Raw genomic sequence first — 16,576 nt, forward strand, 5'->3', positions numbered from 1 at the left:
TAATTCGGCTGCAAGCCGTTGCCGTAAAGTAATCGCGGTTAACGCGGCCAGACAGTCCGGCCGCCCGTGAGGAGTTTTTACCGTGAGCGAGCGTTCCAGCCATTGGCAATTGCAGACCATCGTCAGCCAACTGCGTACGGCGCGCGACCAGTGGCGCGCACAAAACGGCCGTGCCAGCGGCGAGCAGGGTGGTCGCGAGTTGCCGTCACGAGCGGCCATGGCGGACATTCTTGAAGCCTTGTGCGGTGCGCTGTTCCCGATGCGTCTGGGCCCGGTGGATTTGCGCGAGGAGAGTGAAGATTTCTACGTCGGCCACACACTCGACGTCGCATTGAACGCGTTGCTGGCTCAGGCGCGGCTCGAACTGCGTTACGCCGCGCGCCACAGTGCCCAGGCCGACATGGAAGTCGAGGCCAAAACCATTCAGATCATTCAGGACTTCGCTCTCGCTTTGCCGGGGCTGCGCACTCTGCTGGACACCGACGTACTGGCGGCCTATCACGGCGACCCGGCGGCTCGCAGTGTCGATGAAGTGTTGCTCTGCTATCCGGGGATTCTGGCGGTGATTCACCATCGTCTGGCCCATCATTTGTATCGCGCCGGCTTACCGCTGCTGGCGCGGATCAGCGCGGAAATCGCCCACTCGGCCACCGGCATCGACATCCATCCGGGGGCGCAGATCGGTCGCAGTTTCTTCATCGATCACGGGACGGGTGTGGTGATCGGCGAGACTGCGATCATTGGCGAGCGCGTGCGGATTTATCAGGCGGTGACCCTGGGTGCCAAACGCTTCCCGGCGGACGAAGACGGCCAGTTGCAGAAGGGCCATCCGCGGCATCCGATCGTCGAGGACGATGTGGTGATCTATGCCGGCGCGACGATTCTGGGGCGGATCACCATTGGCAAGGGCTCGACCATCGGCGGCAACGTCTGGCTGACCCGCAGCGTGCCGGCGGGGTGCAACCTGACCCAGGCGAATCTGCAGCATGATGATGGGACGCAGAAGTAAGCCAGTTTGTAACACCTGTGGCGAGGGGGCTTGCCCCCGTTCGGCTGCGAAGCAGTCGTAAAACCTGTGTCTCTCAAACTGGCTGGAGGAATGTGTTGCCTGGGTTATTTTGGGGGGCGCGCTTCGCGCCCCAACGGGGGCAAGCCCCCTCGCCACAAAGCTACCGCCGAGCCCTGCGATTAGTCCTTAGCCCCCTATCCATGTTTAACTTGAACGCTCATTCAAGTTAAACCGCCGGTTTGCTGCCCGCTCACAACAGGAGGCTTGCCTTTGCCGAGTCCGTTATTGATTGCCCTGTTTCACCCCCTTGAGGTGCACCTTTCATGAGTGCATCGTCCACCCCTGCAAGCGGCCAGGTCCGCATGAATCCGCCGGTTTTTTATTTCGCGGCGACCTTTATTCTGTTGTTCGCCGTTGTGGTCATGGCAATACCTGAACAGGCCGGTGCCTGGCTGTTGCAAGCGCAAAACTGGGCGGCCAATACGGTCGGCTGGTACTACATGCTCGCGATGACGCTGTATCTGGTCTTCGTGGTGGTCACCGCCTTGTCTGGCTACGGCAAGATCAAGCTCGGTGCCGACCACGACGAGCCCGAATTCAGCTACCTGTCCTGGGCCGGCATGCTGTTCGCCGCCGGGATCAGCATCACGCTGTTTTTCTTTTGCGTGTCCGAACCGCTGACTCACCTGGCGCAACCGCCGCAAGGCGAGGCCGGCACGGCGGATGCGGCGCGTCAGGCGATGCAGATTCTGTTTCTGCACTGGGGCCTGCACGGTTGGGGCGTGTTCGCTTTCGTCGGCATGGCGCTGGCTTATTTCGCCTATCGACATAACCTGCCGCTGGCCCTGCGTTCGGCGCTGTACCCGCTGATCGGCAAGCGCATTAATGGCCCGATCGGCTACGCGGTGGACGGCTTCGGCATCATTGCCACGGTATTCGGCCTCGGCGCGGATATGGGCTTTGGCGTATTGCACCTCAATTCGGGCCTGGACTACCTGTTCGGCATCGCCCACACCCAGTGGATTCAAGTCGGCCTGATCACGCTGATGATGGGCGCGGCGATCATCGTCGCGGTGTCCGGCGTCGATAAAGGCGTGCGAGTGATGTCCGACATCAACATGCTGCTGGCCTGTGCGCTGCTGCTGTTCGTGTTGTTCGCCGGCCCCACCCAGCACTTGCTCAATACGCTGATCCAGAACGTCGGCGACTACCTCGGCGCCTTGCCAATGAAGAGTTTCGACCTCTACGCCTATGACAAACCCAGCGACTGGCTGGGCGGCTGGACGGTGTTCTACTGGGCCTGGTGGATTGCATGGTCGCCGTTCGTGGGGCTGTTCATCGCGCGGATTTCCCGGGGTCGGACCATCCGTGAATTCGTCTTCGGCGTGCTGCTGATCCCGCTCGGTTTCACCCTGGCGTGGATGTCGATCTTCGGCAACAGCGCCATCGACCAAGTCCTCAACCACGGCATGAGCGCGCTCGGCATGTCGGCCATCGACAACCCGTCGATGACCCTGTACCTGCTGCTGGAAACCTATCCGTGGAGCAAAACCGTGATTGCGGTCACGGTGTTCATCAGTTTCGTATTCTTCGTGACATCCGCCGACTCCGGCACCGTAGTGTTGTCGACGTTGTCCGCCAAGGGCGGTAACCCGGATGAAGACGGGCCGAAATGGCTGCGAGTGTTCTGGGGCGCGATGACGGCGTTGGTGACCAGCGCGCTGCTGTTCTCCGGCAGCATCGATGCGTTGAAGTCAGCAGTGGTGCTGACCTCGTTACCGTTCTCGATGATTTTGCTGCTGATGATGTGGGGGCTGCACAAGGCGTTTTATCTGGAATCGCAGAAGCAGATCGCGCAACTGCATTCCCTTGCGCCGGTGTCCGGATCACGGCGCGGTGGATGGCGTCAGCGTTTGAGTCAGGCGGTGCATTTCCCGTCTCGGGATGAGGTCTATCGCTTCCTCGATACCACGGTGCGTCCGGCGATTGAGGACGTGACCGCAGTGTTCGTCGAGAAGGGTCTGCATGTGGTCGCTCAGCCTGATCCGGCCAATGACAACGTCAGCCTGGAGATCGGTCACGGCGAACTGCATCCGTTCATCTATCAGGTGCAGATGCGCGGTTACTTCACGCCGTCCTTCGCCCGTGGCGGCATGGGTTCCAAGCAACTCAACAACCGCCGTTACCATCGGGCCGAAGTGCATTTGAGAGAGGGCAGTCAGGATTACGATCTGGTGGGCTACACCAAGGAGCAGGTCATCAACGACATCCTCGACCAGTACGAGCGGCACATGCAGTTCTTGCACCTGGTGCGTTGATCTACGCGGGTGGCGCTGACGTCTTGTCAGGCGTCAGTGCTCATCGCCATGAACAACACCAACGCCGCCACCGGTACGCCGAACACCGCGCTACCCACCACCAGTTCGGTGCTCAACGGTTGGCCGGCGTTGACCATGCCGACCGCGCCGTTGATCAAGGTCAACGCCAGCCACAGCACGACAAAGCTAAAGGCCAGGGTCTGGCGGGGGAAACCGATTTTCTCGCCGATGAACAGCATCAGCGCCAGCAGAACCAGGCCGAAGAAGATGATGATTGCTGTGTGCATGGTGAGTCCACCCTTCAGGTATGCATTGCTTTTGAGGCAGCCATCGCGAGCAGGCTCGCTCCCACATTCAATCGCGTTGCTGGATGAGAGCTCGGTCATCTGTGGGAGCGAGCCTGCTCGCGATGGGGTCACCTCGGTGTCCTTGATACTTATTGAGCATAGGCACCGCTGCGCTTAAACCAACCCACCATTCACCCGCAGAATTTGCCCATTCACCCAAGCCGAATCCGGTCCCGCCAGAAACGACACAACGCGAGCAATATCCTCCGGCTGACCCAAATGCTCCAGTGGAGGCGCCGTTTGAAGGCAAGCGAAGATCAAAAGATCGCAGCCTTCCGCAGCTCCTATGGTGATATGCGGTCGAGCGTAGGAGCTGCCGAAGGCTGCGATCTTGGCGATACGCCTGACACTGAAGATGAAAACTGTGAAACGTTTCAGCAATTAGTCGAGTCCGAGGTTTATCGGCGTTTGTCCAAGCGTATGCTGGGCAACTTGCAAAGCAGTCGATACCACATCAAGACAGACAAGAGAGGATTCGATGACCTACACCGCTGCCGAAAACCGCTACGATTCCATCCCTTACCGCCGCGTGGGTCGCAGCGGGTTGGTGTTGCCGGCACTGTCCCTGGGCTTGTGGCACAACTTCGGCGACAGCACGCCAATCGATACCCAGCGCTCGTTGCTGCGCACGGCGTTCGATCTGGGCATCAACCATTTCGACCTGGCCAACAACTACGGTCCGCCGTACGGCAGCGCCGAGATCAACTTCGGTCGTTTGCTGCGTGAAGACTTCAAGCAGTACCGCGACGAGTTGATCATCTCCAGCAAGGCCGGTTGGGATATGTGGGCCGGCCCTTACGGTCAGGGCGGTGGTTCACGTAAATACATATTGGCCAGCCTCGACCAGAGCCTGCAACGCCTGGGCCTCGACTACGTAGACATCTTCTATTCCCACCGTTTCGATCCGGACACACCGCTTGAAGAAACCGCCAGCGCACTGGCCACCGCGGTGCAGCAGGGCAAGGCGCTGTACATCGGAATCTCGTCCTACTCCGGGGTGAAAACCCGTGAAATCGCCGGGTTGCTGAAAGAGTGGAAAGTGCCGTTGCTGATTCATCAACCGGCTTACAACCTGCTGAATCGCTGGGTGGAAAAGGACCTGCTGGACACCACCGACGAACTCGGCACCGGCGTGATCGCCTTCACGCCATTGGCTCAGGGGCTGTTAACCGACAAGTACCTCAATGGCGTGCCAGCGGATGCGCGGGTCAATCGTCCGGGTGGTGGTTCGTTGCAGGCGTCTCACCTGTCCGAAGCCAACATCGCCCATGTGCGGGCGCTAAATGAAATCGCCAAACGCCGCGGTCAGAGCCTGGCGCAGTTGGCGCTGGCCTGGACCCTGCGCGATCCGCGGGTGACCTCGGCGCTGATTGGCGCGAGCCGGCCGGAGCAGATCATCGAGAACGTCGGGGCGTTGAAGAACCTGAGTTTTAGCGTGGAAGAGTTGGCGGAGATTGACCGGTTTGCCCAGGAGGGTGGGGTCAATCTTTGGGAGAAGCCTTCGACGGCTGAATAACTCTGTACTGATCGTTCCCACGCTCCGCGTGGGAATGCAGCCCGGGACGCTCCGCGTCCCATGCAGAGCCGAACGCAGAGCGTCCGTTGAGGCATTCCCACGCGGAGCGTGGGAACGATCGGCTCACCGGAAGAAAGGCACATCCCCCAACACCGTAGCCCGCTGCATCACCCGCCGCGCCGGGCGGTAATCATCCACCGCGTGATGCTGGGTCACGCGATTGTCCCAGAACGCGATGTCGTCTTTCTGCCAGCGCCAACGGATGGTGAATTCTGGCCGTGTGGTGTGGGCGAACAAGAATTTCAGAATCACCTCGCTTTCCGTTTCCGACAGCTCATTGATCTTCGACGTGAACCCTTCATTGACGAACAACGACCTGCGCCCGCTCACCGGGTGTGTGCGAATCACCGGGTGCGATAACGGAGGGTTCTTGCGCCGGGCCTCTTCCCACTGAGCCAAAGCTTGCGGTGTATTGCCATAGCGCTCCAGCGGGAACGAACGGGTGAAATCGTGAGTGGCGGTCAACCCTTCGAGCAGAGTTTTCATCGGTGCGGACAGTGCTTCATACGCCGCAATACCACTGGCCCACAGCGTGTCACCGCCAAATTCCGGCAGCAGTTTGGCGCTGAGTACCGCGCCCATCGCCGGGGTCGGCAGGAAGGTCACGTCGGTGTGCCAGATCGCGTTGTCCCGCACATCGGTGACGGCGGTGTCGAGGATCAGCACTTCCGGTTGCTCCGGCACGTTCGGGTAGATCGGATGAATATGCAGGTCACCGAAATAGGCGGCGAATCGCGCTTGCTGCTGCGGCTCGATCGGCTGGTCGCGGAAGAACAGCACTTGATGCTTGAGCAGCGCCTGCTCGATGGCATCGCGTTGTTCCAGGTTCAGCGGCTGGCTGATGTCGATGCCGCTGATTTGCGCGCCGAGGGCGGAGCTTAAAGGGACGATTGTCAGGTTACTCATGGTGGTTCTCTTCAATCCGGGGTGCCTACTGTGGGAGCGACCCTGTGGCGAGGGGGCTTGCCCCCGTTCGGCTGCGAAGCAGTCGTAAAACCTGCGTCTGAAAAAACTGGCTGGAGGAGCGTGTCGCCTGGGTTATTTTGGGGGCCGCTTCGCGGCCCAGCGGGGGCAAGCCCCCTCGCCACAGGCCCGCTCCCACAATGAATATTCAGTGAGCCTGGCCGTGCCATGGCACCAGTTTGCGTTGTAGCGCACGCAGGCCCATTTCCATCACGAAGGCGATCAGCGCGATCACCAGAATCCCCAGCACCACCACATCGGTGACCAGGAATTGCGCGGCCGACTGCACCATGAAGCCCAAACCGCTGGTGGCGGCGATCAATTCAGCGGCCACCAACGTCGACCAACCCACGCCCAGACCAATCCGCACGCCGGTCAAAATGTCCGGCAAGGCACTGGGCAGAATCACATGCCGAATCAACTGCGCCCGGGTCGCGCCCAGCGACTGCGCGGCGCGCAATTTCGCCGGGTCGACGGTGCGTACGCCAGTGGCGGTGGCAATCGCGATCGGCGCGAAGATCGCCAGGTAGATCAGCAGCACTTTTGATAACTCACCGATACCGCACCAGATCACGATCAGCGGCAGATAAGCCAGCGGCGGAATCGGGCGATAGAACTCGATCAGCGGATCGAGAATGCCGCGAGCGATGCGGTTGTGGCCGATGGCGATGCCGACCGGCACGGCGGTCAGCACGGCGAAACCAAGGCCCAGGCCAATACGGCTGAGGCTCGCGCCCAAGTGCTGCCACAAGGTCGAATCCATGTAGCCGGTGGTCACCAGCAGCCAGCCTTTTTGCAGCACGGCGGAGGGTGGCGGCAGGAACAGCGGTTCGATCAAACCAGTGGCCGTGACGGCCCACCAAATGGCAAGGAGGACCACCAGGGTCAGCACGCTGATCCAGCGCGTGTTCAAACTGCGACGCAGCGGAATTGCCGTCGAACCCGACTTCACCGTCGCGGCGGGAATTTCATAGGTGCTCATGCGCGCTCCTGCCGCTGAACGGCACTGCGTTGGGAGAACACTTTGGCGAGCACGTGTTCGCGGGTTTCGATAAAGCGCGGGTCGGATTTGATCGCCCGCGCCGATTCACCGGCAGCGTAACGCTGACCGAAGTCCAGGCTCAGACGCTCGACGATTTGCCCGGGGTTGGGCGCTAGCAGAATCAGATCCGTGGCGAGGAACACCGCTTCTTCAATGTCGTGGGTAATCAGGAACACCGGTTTGGCGGTGCGTTGCCAGACCTGCAGCAACAGCTCCTGCATCTGTTCGCGGGTGAAGGCGTCAAGGGCACCGAAGGGTTCATCCATCAGCAAAACCCGAGGGTCTGCTGCGAGGGCGCGGGCGAGGCCAACACGTTGCTTCTGCCCGCCCGAGAGCTGCCAGATTCGGCGATTTTCGAAACCGGAAAGGTCCACCAGCGCGAGCATTTCCCGGGCGCGCTGTTCACGTTTTTCCCGCGGAGTGCCGGCCAGTTCCAGACCGAAGCCGACGTTGGCCAGTACGTCCTGCCAAGGCAGCAGGGCGTCGTCCTGGAACACCACGCCGCGCTCGGCGCTCGGGCCTTTGACCGGCACGCCGTCAAGGGTGATGCGCCCGGCAGTGGGCTCGACGAAACCGGCAATCAGGTTTAACAGCGAGGTCTTGCCACTGCCGGACGGGCCGAGGGCGACCAGCAACTGCTGGGGCCCCAGACTCAGGGAAATATCCGCCAGCACAGGTTCCGTGTTGCCTGGGTACTGTGCGCAGATGCGCTCCAGCTGAAGCAAAGCCATCGCGGTTTACTCCCGATCAATTGGTGATGTATTTGGCGCTGACGTACGGCGCGTAGTCCGGCAGCACGGCCTCGACCTTGCCTTGTTCCTTGAGGAACATCGCGGTGTCGGTAATGGCCTTGGTGGTCGGCGCGCCGAGGGTGATCACCTGATCAGCCGCGAGGGGGAAGACGTTGCCTTGCAGCAGCAATGGAATGTCGCTGGCCTTGGCACCGGAGAGTTTCACCAGTTTGTCGACGTTGCTTTGATTGGCGAGCCAGGCTTTCGGGTCTTTGCGGTAGTCGGCGTAGGCATCGAGGGTCACTTTGGCGAACGCGGTGACGATTTCCGGGTGCTTCTCGGCGAAATCCTTACGCACGATCCAGGCATCGAAAGTCGGTGCACCGAACTTGGCCAGTTCGCCCGAGGTGATCAGTACTTTGCCGTTTTCCTTGGCTACGCCGAGAGCCGGGTCCCAGACGTAGGTCGCGTCGATATCACCGCGTTTCCACGCAGCAATGATCGCCGGCGGCGCGAGGTTGAGCACGGTGACTTTCGAGGGGTCGATGTTCCAGTGTTTCAGCGCGGCCAGCAGGCTGTAGTGGCCGGTGGAAACGAACGGTACGGCGATTTTCTTGCCGATCAGGTCTTGCGGAGTCTTGATCCCGGAACCGTCGCGAGCGACCAGCGCTTCGGCGGCGCCGATTTGGGTGGCGATAAGGAAGGTTTCTACCGGAACTTTGCGGGTGATTGCTGCCGTCAGGGGGCTGGAGCCGAGATAGCCGATTTGCACATCGCCGGAAGCGATGGCGGCGATGATGTCGGCGCCGCTGTCGAATTTGCGCCAGTCGATGTTGGCTTTGGTGGCTTTTTCGTAGGTGCCGTCGGCTTGGGCGACTTTGGCCGGGTCAACGGTGGTCTGGTAGGCGACGGTCACATCTGCCGCCTGAGCCAGGAAACTCGCCGAAGCCAGAAACGCGGCGGCCAGAAGGCGAAGAGGGGAAGTCAGTTTCATCGGGAAGCTCCTTGTCAGGCGACCGAGAGTCGGCGTGAAAAGGAGACTAAATGATATAAGAATCCGAAAATAAATAACTTTTTCGAATTACCTTATGAGCGGAAAATTCTAAGAGAGACCATTGTGGCGAGGGGGCTTGTCGGACCGCCGCATCGCCCCGTTCGGCTGCGAAGCAGTCGTAATGCAGACGACTCGGTTTATCCGAAATATTGCGTGTGTCGGTTTAGAGACTGCTGTGCAGTCCAACGGGGGCAAGCCCCCTCGCCACAGAGGGGACCTACTCTGGCAGTTTAGTTGCTGATCGCCAGAATACTCGCCTGATACGACCCGACAAACACATCGAAATCGCCGACTTCGTTCTGTTCCAGCTCCACTTGCTGAGCCAGCGACGAGCGCGCCAGCTCTTCAAATTTAGCTTGTTCTTCGCTTGAAAGCGGCTCGCTGCGGAAAAACTCTGCGTGCACCTGACTCTGACGCAAGGAGAACTGAGCAAAGCTTTCCTTGTGCTCGGCCATCGCCGCCAACACCTGCGCCGATGGCGTCAGGGACGAGTCCTTGACCTTGGCCAGTTGTGCGTCCAGCGCCTTGCTGTGAGCATCGCCGCCATGGCTCTGATCCAGCAACGCCGCCAATGGCGCAATCTTTTCCAGCAATTCGCCGGCCCATTCCTTCAGGTCTACCGGGTGCCCGTCACGTTGCAATTGCAGGCCCGGACGACGACCTTCCTTGACCACACTGAGGAAGTTCGACGTCGCGTTACCGCAGCTGGTACTGGTCAGCAGCGGGCTGTCGTTCAGCGCGCAATACAACAGGAACGCATCAAGGAACCGCGACTCGGTGAGGTCGATGCCCATCGGCAGGAACGGGTTGATGTCCAGGCAGCGCACTTCGACGTACTGAATGCCACGGGCCACCAGCGCCTGGATCGGCCGTTCGCCGGTGTAGGTCACGCGTTTCGGGCGGATGTTGGAGTAGTACTCGTTTTCGATCTGCAGGATGTTGGTGTTGAGCTGAACCCACTCACCGTCCTGGTGCGTACCGATCTCGACGTACGGGGGGTAAGGCGTAGCCACCGCTTTGCGCAGGCTGTCGGTGTAGCTGGTCAGATCGTTGTAGCACGGCGTCAGACCGGCCTGGGCGTTGCTCTGGTAACCCAGGTCACTCATGCGCAGGCTGGTGGCGTACGGCAGGTACAACGTGTCCGGGTCCAGCTGTTCCAACTGATGCGAACGACCGCGCAGGAAACCGGCGTCCAGCGCAGGCGAGGCGCCGAACAGGTACATCAGCAGCCAGCTGTAGCGACGGAAGTTGCGGATCAGCGCGATGTAGGCCGACGACTGATAATCGCGATCGGTGCCGACAAAGCCTTCGGCCTCTTTAAGCCGCGGCCAGAGCTTTTCCGGCAGGGAAAAGTTGTAGTGGATCCCGGCGATGCACTGCATGGTCTTGCCGTAACGCAGGGCCAGGCCCTTGCGATAGACGTACTTGAGCTGACCGATGTTGGAGGTGCCGTAATAAGCGATCGGGATGTCTTCCTCGGCCGGCAACGGGCACGGCATCGATGGACTCCACAGGTACTCGTTGCCGAGTTTGCTGTAGGCAAACCGATGGATCTTATCGAGGCTCGCCAAGGTATCCGCCGGGTCTGGCAGAGCTGGCGTGATGAATTCCAGCAGCGACTCGGAATAGTCGGTGGTGATTTGTTCGTTGGTCAGCGCGGAACCCAATTCTTCGGGGTGCGGCGTTTGCGCCAGGCGCCCTTCGCCTGTCACGCGCAGGCATTCACGTTCGATGCCGTGAAGGCACTGTTCGAGCAGAGAGAGGTTAGCGCGCTCGCCAAGCAGAGCCAGGCGGCGGTTGAGAAGTTCGCTCAAGTTGGATTCCTTCACGCGTCAGTCGCCCCAATATGGGGGTGGGCAAGACGGTCTACAAGGGTGAAGTTAAAACTGGCGTTTTCGCCTGGTTTTCGGGCCGCACTGGCCTGCTGTCAGCCAGCCAGGGATTGATCGCCGCAATCCCCTGTGGGAGCGGCCTGTGGCGAGGGGGCTTGCCCCCGTTGGGCTGCAAAGCAGCCCCAAAATCTCTGATGTTCCAAGATATTGTGAGTGCTACGCACTCAAACGGGGGCAAGCCCCCTCGCCACAGGCGCTCCCACAGAAAACTCCGACGCTGCAGTCACAGCGCCGAAATTAACTCAAATTGATGATTGGGGGCTACAGGACAGCGAACGTGCCTTGTGCTTTTGCGACGAGTTTGTCGCCTTGCATCACGTCGGCTTCAACCACCAGCGTGCGGCGACCCGGATGGATCACCCGCGCCGTGCACATCACTTCACCGTCGGCGACGGCGCGGATGTAGTTGATCTTGCACTCGATGGTTGCGCTCTGCTGGTCAAAGCCGTGGGTGCTGGAACAGGCCAGCCCCATGGCAATGTCGACCAGACTGAACAGTGCGCCGCCGTGCAGTTTGCCGCCGCGATTGCGCAGTTCTGGCTCAAGCGCCAGGGCGACTTGCGCCACCCCGGTTTCCAGACTGTGCAAGCGACACCCCAGCAGCTTGAAAAACGCGCTTTCGGTCAAGCCGGCCGGGATCTCCATCAGCGTTTTTTCAACTGTTTGGCGTTAGCGAACAGCGAAGCCATGGCGTTGTTGGCTGGGGCTGCTGCCGTGGTTTCCTTGCGCGGTGCGGTGTTCTGGGATTGGCGTGGTGCCGACCCCGGACGCGCGCCACGGGCACCGTCGATCTTCTCGCCCGGGGTGTCGCTCATGCGCATCGACAGGCCAACGCGTTTGCGCGGGATGTCGACTTCCATGACCTTCACCTTGACTACATCACCGGCCTTCACCGCTTCGCGCGGATCCTTGATGAACTTCTCCGACAGCGCGGAAATGTGTACCAAACCGTCCTGATGCACGCCGATGTCGACGAAGGCGCCGAAGTTGGTCACGTTGGTGACCACGCCTTCGAGGATCATCCCCAGTTGCAGGTCCTTGAGGTCTTCGACGCCTTCCTGGAACTCGGCGGTCTTGAACTCGGGACGCGGGTCGCGACCGGGTTTTTCCAGCTCTTGCAGGATGTCGGTGACCGTCGGCAGACCGAACGTTTCGTCGGTGTACTTCTTCGGATCGAGGCGCTTGAGGAAGCTTGCGTCGCCGATCAGCGAGCGAATGTCACGGTCGGTTTCAGCGGCAATGCGCTGCACCAGCGGATAGGCTTCCGGGTGAACCGCGGACGAATCCAATGGGTTGTCGCCATTCATCACGCGTAGGAAGCCTGCGGCTTGTTCAAAGGTTTTTTCACCCAGACGCGCGACTTTTTTCAGCGCCGCACGGGTTTTGAACGCACCGTGCTCGTCGCGGTGGCTGACGATGTTCTGCGCCAGGGTCGCGTTGAGGCCGGAGATACGCGCCAGCAGCGCCACGGAGGCGGTGTTGACGTCGACGCCCACGGCGTTCACGCAATCCTCGACCACAGCGTCCAGGCCGCGTGCCAGTTTCAGCTGCGACACGTCGTGCTGGTACTGGCCGACGCCGATGGATTTCGGATCGATCTTCACCAGCTCAGCCAGCGGATCCTGCAAGCGACGGGCAATCGACACCGCGCCACGGATCGACACGTCGAGGTCCGGGAATTCCTTGGAGGCCAGTTCCGACGCCGAGTACACCGATGCGCCGGCCTCGGAGACCATGACTTTGGTCATCTTCATGGCTGGGTATTTTTTGATCAGCTCAGCAGCGAGCTTGTCGGTTTCACGGCTGGCGGTGCCGTTGCCGATGGCGATCAGGTCCACCGAATGCTTGGCGCACAGGGCGGCGAGCACGGCGAGGGTCTGGTCCCACTTGTTGTGCGGTACGTGCGGGTAAACCGTGGCGTGATCCAGCAGCTTGCCGGTGGCATCGACCACGGCGACCTTGCAACCGGTGCGCAGGCCCGGGTCGAGGCCCAGGGTGGCGCGCGGGCCGGCCGGGGCCGACAGCAGCAAGTCGTGCAGGTTGTGCGCGAACACGTTGATCGCTTCGGTTTCCGCGCCGTCGCGCAGCTCGCCCAGCAGGTCGGTTTCCAGGTGCGTGTAGAGCTTGACCTTCCAGGTCCAGCGCACCACTTCGCCCAGCCATTTGTCGGCGGCGCGGTTCTGGTTCTGGATGCCGAATTGCTGGCCGATCATGCCTTCGCACGGGTGCATGGTGCCCGGCAGTTCATCGCCGACTTTCAGCGCGGAGCTGAGAATGCCTTCGTTGCGGCCACGGAAAATCGCCAGTGCGCGGTGCGATGGCATGCTTTTCAGCGGTTCGTCGTGTTCGAAATAGTCGCGGAACTTGGCGCCTTCCTCTTCCTTGCCAGCAATCACGCGGGCACTGAGGGTGGCTTCCTGCTTGAGGTAGTTGCGCAACTTGTCCAGCAGGCCAGCGTCTTCGGCGAAGCGCTCCATGAGGATGTACTTGGCGCCTTCAAGGGCGGCTTTCACATCGGCCACGCCTTTTTCGGCATCGATGAAGCGCGCGGCTTCGGCTTCAGGGTTCAGGGTCGGGTCGTTGAACAGGCCGTCGGCCAGCTCGCCGAGGCCGGCTTCCAGGGCGATCTGGCCCTTGGTGCGGCGCTTCTGCTTGTACGGCAGGTACAAGTCTTCGAGACGGGTCTTGGTGTCGGCGAGTTTGATGTCGCGTTCGAGTTGCGGGGTCAGTTTGCCCTGCTCTTGAATGCTGGCGAGGATGCTGATCCGCCGTTCGTCGAGTTCTCGCAGGTAGCGCAGACGCTCTTCCAGATGACGCAACTGGATGTCATCGAGGCTGCCGGTCACTTCTTTCCGGTAGCGGGCGATGAAGGGAACGGTAGAGCCTTCATCGAGTAGCGCGACGGCCGCTTCGACCTGTTGTGGGCGGACGCCGAGTTCCTCGGCGATGCGGCTGTTGATGCTGTCCATAAAACCACCTGACAAATTGTGAAAGCAGGCTCGCAGGCGCAGAGATAAGGGCTCGGCGAGTCTGGTTGAGCGGCCTGGCGTGCGCCGCTACCTGAGCCAACAGGCTTCCCGTTGACCCGTGAAATCGAACAATTACTGCCAGCGCCATGAAAAAAAAAGCGGCTGCTAACAGTAACGATCAGACGTTGCCTGACACAAAAGGCCGCGCATTATAACCAGCGTTCTGTCCATTCGGGGGCATCGCTGGTTGTAGGCACAATGCCCGGTTTTCTGGCGGTGAAGGAAAAATCTGCTAACAATGCACACGGTGCGTATAACGGCAGCTACGCCATAATGCGCGCCGAGATCAAAGGAGCATCCAATGAGCAGCACTGCAAACATTGCTGAAGGCGAAAAAATTCTTATTGTTGACGACGATCCTGGGCTGAGCAGCCTGCTGGAACGCTTTTTCGTCAGCAAGGGCTACCGTGCCCGCGCCGTACCGAACACTGAACAAATGGACCGCCTGCTGGCGCGTGAAGTGTTCAACCTGGTCGTCCTCGACCTGATGCTGCCCGGCGAAGACGGCCTGACCGCTTGCCGCCGCCTGCGCACGGCGAACAATCAGATTCCGATCATCATGCTGACCGCCAAGGGTGATGAGCTTAGCCGCATCAAGGGCCTGGAACTGGGCGCCGACGATTACCTGGCCAAGCCGTTCAACCCGGACGAGTTGATGGCTCGGGTCAAAGCAGTTCTGCGTCGTCAGGCGGCACCGGTGCCGGGCGCACCGGGCAGCGAAGACGAAAGCGTGACCTTCGGTGACTACGAACTGTCCCTGGCCACTCGCGAACTCAAGCGCGGCGACGAAGTGCATATGCTCACCACCGGTGAGTTTGCGGTGCTCAAGGCGTTGGTCATGAACGCGCGTCAGCCACTGACCCGCGACAAACTGATGAACCTGGCCCGTGGCCGCGAGTGGGATGCCCTGGAGCGTTCCATCGACGTGCAGATTTCCCGTCTGCGCCGGATGATCGAACCCGATCCGTCCAAACCACGCTACATCCAGACTGTCTGGGGCGTGGGTTACGTGTTCGTTCCGGATGGCGCCGCCACGAAGTGATTAGTGATTTGTAGGAGCGGGTCTTGCGGGTAACGGTCAGATGACCTTTCCCGCAGACTCGCGATCCGCAATATGCGAGCATCGCTCGCTCCTGCAAGTGTGTAGCGGTTACCCATGAAAACCCCTGTTTGGTTCCCCCAGAGCTTCTTCTCCCGCACCCTGTGGCTGGTGCTGATCGTCGTCCTGTTCTCCAAGGCGCTGACCCTGGTTTATCTGTTGATGAACGAAGATGTGCTGGTGGATCGCCAATACAGCCACGGCGTCGCCCTGACGCTGCGCGCCTATTGGGCCGCCGACGAAGAGAACCGCACGAAAATCGCCGATGCCGCGACCCTGATCCGGGTGGTGGGTGCCGGTGTGCCGGAAGGCGAACAGCACTGGCCCTACAGCGAGATCTACCAGCGACAGATGCAGGCCGAATTGGGTGCCGACACCGAAGTGCGATTACGCATGCACTCACCGCCGGCGCTGTGGGTCCGGGCGCCCAGCCTGGGCGATGGCTGGCTGAAAGTGCCGCTATACCCGCATCCATTGCGCGGCCAGAAAATCTGGAACGTGCTCGGCTGGTTCCTCGCCATTGGTTTGTTGTCCACCGCCTCGGCGTGGATCTTCGTAAGCCAGCTCAATCAACCGTTGAAACGACTGGTCTATGCCGCAAGGCAACTGGGTCAGGGTCGCAGCGTGCGTCTGCCGATCAGCGATACACCGAGCGAGATGACCGAGGTTTATCGCGCCTTCAACCAAATGGCTGAAGACGTCGAACAGGCGGGACGCGAACGGGAGCTGATGCTGGCCGGGGTCTCTCACGATCTACGCACGCCACTGACCCGTTTGCGACTGTCCCTGGAGCTGATGGGCGATCACAGTGACCTGACCGACGATATGGTGCGCGACATCGAGGACATGGATGCGATTCTCGATCAGTTCCTGGCGTTCATTCGTGACGGACGTGACGAGTCGGTGGAAGAAGTGGACCTGAGTGATCTGGTTCGCGAAGTCGCTGCGCCGTACAACCAGAATGAAGAGAAAGTGCACTTGCGCCTGGAACCGATTCAGCCGTTCCCGTTGCGTCGGGTGTCGATGAAGCGGTTGCTGAACAACCTGATCGGCAATGCTCTGCATCACGCCGGCAGCGGCGTCGAAGTGGCGGCTTATGTGTCTGGAGATACCAGTGCACCGTATGTGGTGCTGAGCGTCATGGACCGTGGCGCGGGGATCGATCCGTCGGAACTGGAGGCGATCTTCAACCCGTTCACCCGTGGCGATCGGGCCCGGGGCGGGAAGGGGACCGGGTTGGGGTTGGCAATCGTGAAGCGGATCGCTTCGATGCATGGCGGGAATGTCGAGCTGCGCAACCGGTCCGGTGGTGGGCTGGAAGCGCGGGTGCGGTTGCCGCTTGGGTTGATGTTGCCGCGGGATGCGGTTTAAGCGCCGTACACAACCTCTGTGGCGAGGGAGCTTGCTCCCGCTCGGTTGCGCAGCAGCCGCAAAACCCGGCAACCGTATTTCAATAAAAGAATACGGTTGCCGGAATCGGGAGTCCTTCGGCCTCCAGCGGGAGCAAGCTCCCTCG

At 60.7% G+C, this 16,576-nt stretch carries 14 protein-coding genes; 5 read left to right on the plus strand and 9 right to left on the minus strand.

The window, feature by feature from the left end; genetic code table 11:
* Positions 1 to 82 precede the first annotated feature (82 nt).
* Positions 83 to 1,009: a serine O-acetyltransferase EpsC gene (gene epsC / locus KGB18_RS04780; RefSeq protein ID WP_223569476.1), complete on the plus strand. Its 927-nt coding sequence runs from the start codon at positions 83 to 85 to the stop codon at positions 1,007 to 1,009.
* 362 nt (positions 1,010 to 1,371) lie between these two features.
* Positions 1,372 to 3,327: a choline transporter BetT gene (gene betT, locus KGB18_RS04785; protein WP_223569531.1), complete on the plus strand. Its 1,956-nt coding sequence runs from the start codon at positions 1,372 to 1,374 to the stop codon at positions 3,325 to 3,327.
* Positions 3,328 to 3,353: 26 nt separating this feature from the next.
* Here the strand turns inward: betT and KGB18_RS04790 are convergent, their stop codons facing one another.
* Positions 3,354 to 3,614, minus strand: a complete 261-nt coding sequence (locus KGB18_RS04790) for a hypothetical protein (protein ID WP_123721735.1) — start codon at positions 3,612 to 3,614, stop codon at positions 3,354 to 3,356.
* Positions 3,615 to 3,788: 174 nt separating this feature from the next.
* Entirely contained in the window at positions 3,789 to 3,962 is a 174-nt protein-coding gene (locus KGB18_RS04795; RefSeq protein ID WP_410003849.1) for an SDR family oxidoreductase, read from the minus strand.
* 190 nt (positions 3,963 to 4,152) lie between these two features.
* Between KGB18_RS04795 and mgrA the strand changes: the two genes are divergently transcribed.
* Complete coding sequence (gene mgrA / locus KGB18_RS04800; protein WP_123357273.1) at positions 4,153 to 5,190, plus strand: L-glyceraldehyde 3-phosphate reductase; 1,038 nt, start codon at positions 4,153 to 4,155, stop codon at positions 5,188 to 5,190.
* A 123-nt stretch (positions 5,191 to 5,313) separates the two neighbouring features.
* On the opposite strand, the gene tauD is transcribed toward mgrA, so the two are convergent.
* From tauD to KGB18_RS04835, 7 genes are all read right to left on the minus strand, one after another.
* Positions 5,314 to 6,156: a taurine dioxygenase gene (gene tauD, locus KGB18_RS04805; protein ID WP_123721714.1), complete on the minus strand. Its 843-nt coding sequence runs from the start codon at positions 6,154 to 6,156 to the stop codon at positions 5,314 to 5,316.
* Positions 6,157 to 6,361: 205 nt separating this feature from the next.
* Positions 6,362 to 7,195, minus strand: a complete 834-nt coding sequence (tauC, locus tag KGB18_RS04810) for a taurine ABC transporter permease TauC (protein ID WP_223569477.1) — start codon at positions 7,193 to 7,195, stop codon at positions 6,362 to 6,364.
* Positions 7,192 to 7,986 (minus strand): taurine ABC transporter ATP-binding subunit, encoded by a 795-nt coding sequence (gene tauB, locus KGB18_RS04815; protein ID WP_123721712.1) that lies wholly within the window; start codon positions 7,984 to 7,986, stop codon positions 7,192 to 7,194. The genes tauC and tauB overlap by 4 nt, the downstream gene beginning before the upstream one ends.
* Positions 7,987 to 8,002: 16 nt before the next feature.
* On the minus strand, positions 8,003 to 8,980 hold the full coding sequence (tauA, locus tag KGB18_RS04820) for a taurine ABC transporter substrate-binding protein (protein WP_223569478.1): 978 nt from the start codon (positions 8,978 to 8,980) through the stop codon (positions 8,003 to 8,005).
* Between the two features lie 290 nt (positions 8,981 to 9,270).
* A complete protein-coding gene (gene gshA, locus KGB18_RS04825; RefSeq protein ID WP_123721710.1) occupies positions 9,271 to 10,854 on the minus strand; it encodes a glutamate--cysteine ligase in 1,584 nt (527 codons plus the stop codon).
* A 339-nt stretch (positions 10,855 to 11,193) separates the two neighbouring features.
* Positions 11,194 to 11,577, minus strand: a complete 384-nt coding sequence (locus tag KGB18_RS04830; RefSeq protein WP_008076564.1) for a PaaI family thioesterase — start codon at positions 11,575 to 11,577, stop codon at positions 11,194 to 11,196.
* Positions 11,577 to 13,901: a Tex family protein gene (locus tag KGB18_RS04835; protein ID WP_008076563.1), complete on the minus strand. Its 2,325-nt coding sequence runs from the start codon at positions 13,899 to 13,901 to the stop codon at positions 11,577 to 11,579. Before KGB18_RS04835 ends, KGB18_RS04830 begins: the two co-directional genes overlap by 1 nt.
* A gap of 361 nt (positions 13,902 to 14,262) precedes the next feature.
* On the opposite strand from KGB18_RS04835, the gene ompR reads away from it, so the two are divergent.
* Positions 14,263 to 15,003 carry a two-component system response regulator OmpR gene (gene ompR / locus KGB18_RS04840; RefSeq protein WP_007903084.1) on the plus strand — a complete coding sequence of 247 codons (741 nt, stop codon included), beginning with the start codon at positions 14,263 to 14,265 and terminating at the stop codon, positions 15,001 to 15,003.
* Positions 15,004 to 15,117: 114 nt separating this feature from the next.
* A complete protein-coding gene (locus tag KGB18_RS04845) occupies positions 15,118 to 16,431 on the plus strand; it encodes an ATP-binding protein (RefSeq protein WP_123721709.1) in 1,314 nt (437 codons plus the stop codon).
* Positions 16,432 to 16,576: the final 145 nt, after the last annotated feature.

This window comes from Pseudomonas sp. BF-R-26, from assembly GCF_019947395.1.
Lineage (GTDB): Bacteria > Pseudomonadota > Gammaproteobacteria > Pseudomonadales > Pseudomonadaceae > Aquipseudomonas > Aquipseudomonas farris.

Bases quoted from the DNA above. Each gene is read 5' to 3' on its own strand.
- betT (WP_223569531.1), top strand. From the start codon at position 1,372: ATGAATCCGCCGGTTTTTTATTTCGCGGCGACCTTTATTCTGTTGTTC.
- KGB18_RS04790 (WP_123721735.1), bottom strand. From the start codon at position 3,614: ATGCACACAGCAATCATCATCTTCTTCGGCCTGGTTCTGCTGGCGCTG.
- mgrA (WP_123357273.1), top strand. From the start codon at position 4,153: ATGACCTACACCGCTGCCGAAAACCGCTACGATTCCATCCCTTACCGC.
- tauD (WP_123721714.1), bottom strand. From the start codon at position 6,156: ATGAGTAACCTGACAATCGTCCCTTTAAGCTCCGCCCTCGGCGCGCAA.
- tauC (WP_223569477.1), bottom strand. From the start codon at position 7,195: ATGAGCACCTATGAAATTCCCGCCGCGACGGTGAAGTCGGGTTCGACG.
- tauB (WP_123721712.1), bottom strand. From the start codon at position 7,986: ATGGCTTTGCTTCAGCTGGAGCGCATCTGCGCACAGTACCCAGGCAAC.
- tauA (WP_223569478.1), bottom strand. From the start codon at position 8,980: ATGAAACTGACTTCCCCTCTTCGCCTTCTGGCCGCCGCGTTTCTGGCT.
- KGB18_RS04830 (WP_008076564.1), bottom strand. From the start codon at position 11,577: ATGGAGATCCCGGCCGGCTTGACCGAAAGCGCGTTTTTCAAGCTGCTG.
- KGB18_RS04835 (WP_008076563.1), bottom strand. From the start codon at position 13,901: ATGGACAGCATCAACAGCCGCATCGCCGAGGAACTCGGCGTCCGCCCA.
- ompR (WP_007903084.1), top strand. From the start codon at position 14,263: ATGAGCAGCACTGCAAACATTGCTGAAGGCGAAAAAATTCTTATTGTT.
- KGB18_RS04845 (WP_123721709.1), top strand. From the start codon at position 15,118: ATGAAAACCCCTGTTTGGTTCCCCCAGAGCTTCTTCTCCCGCACCCTG.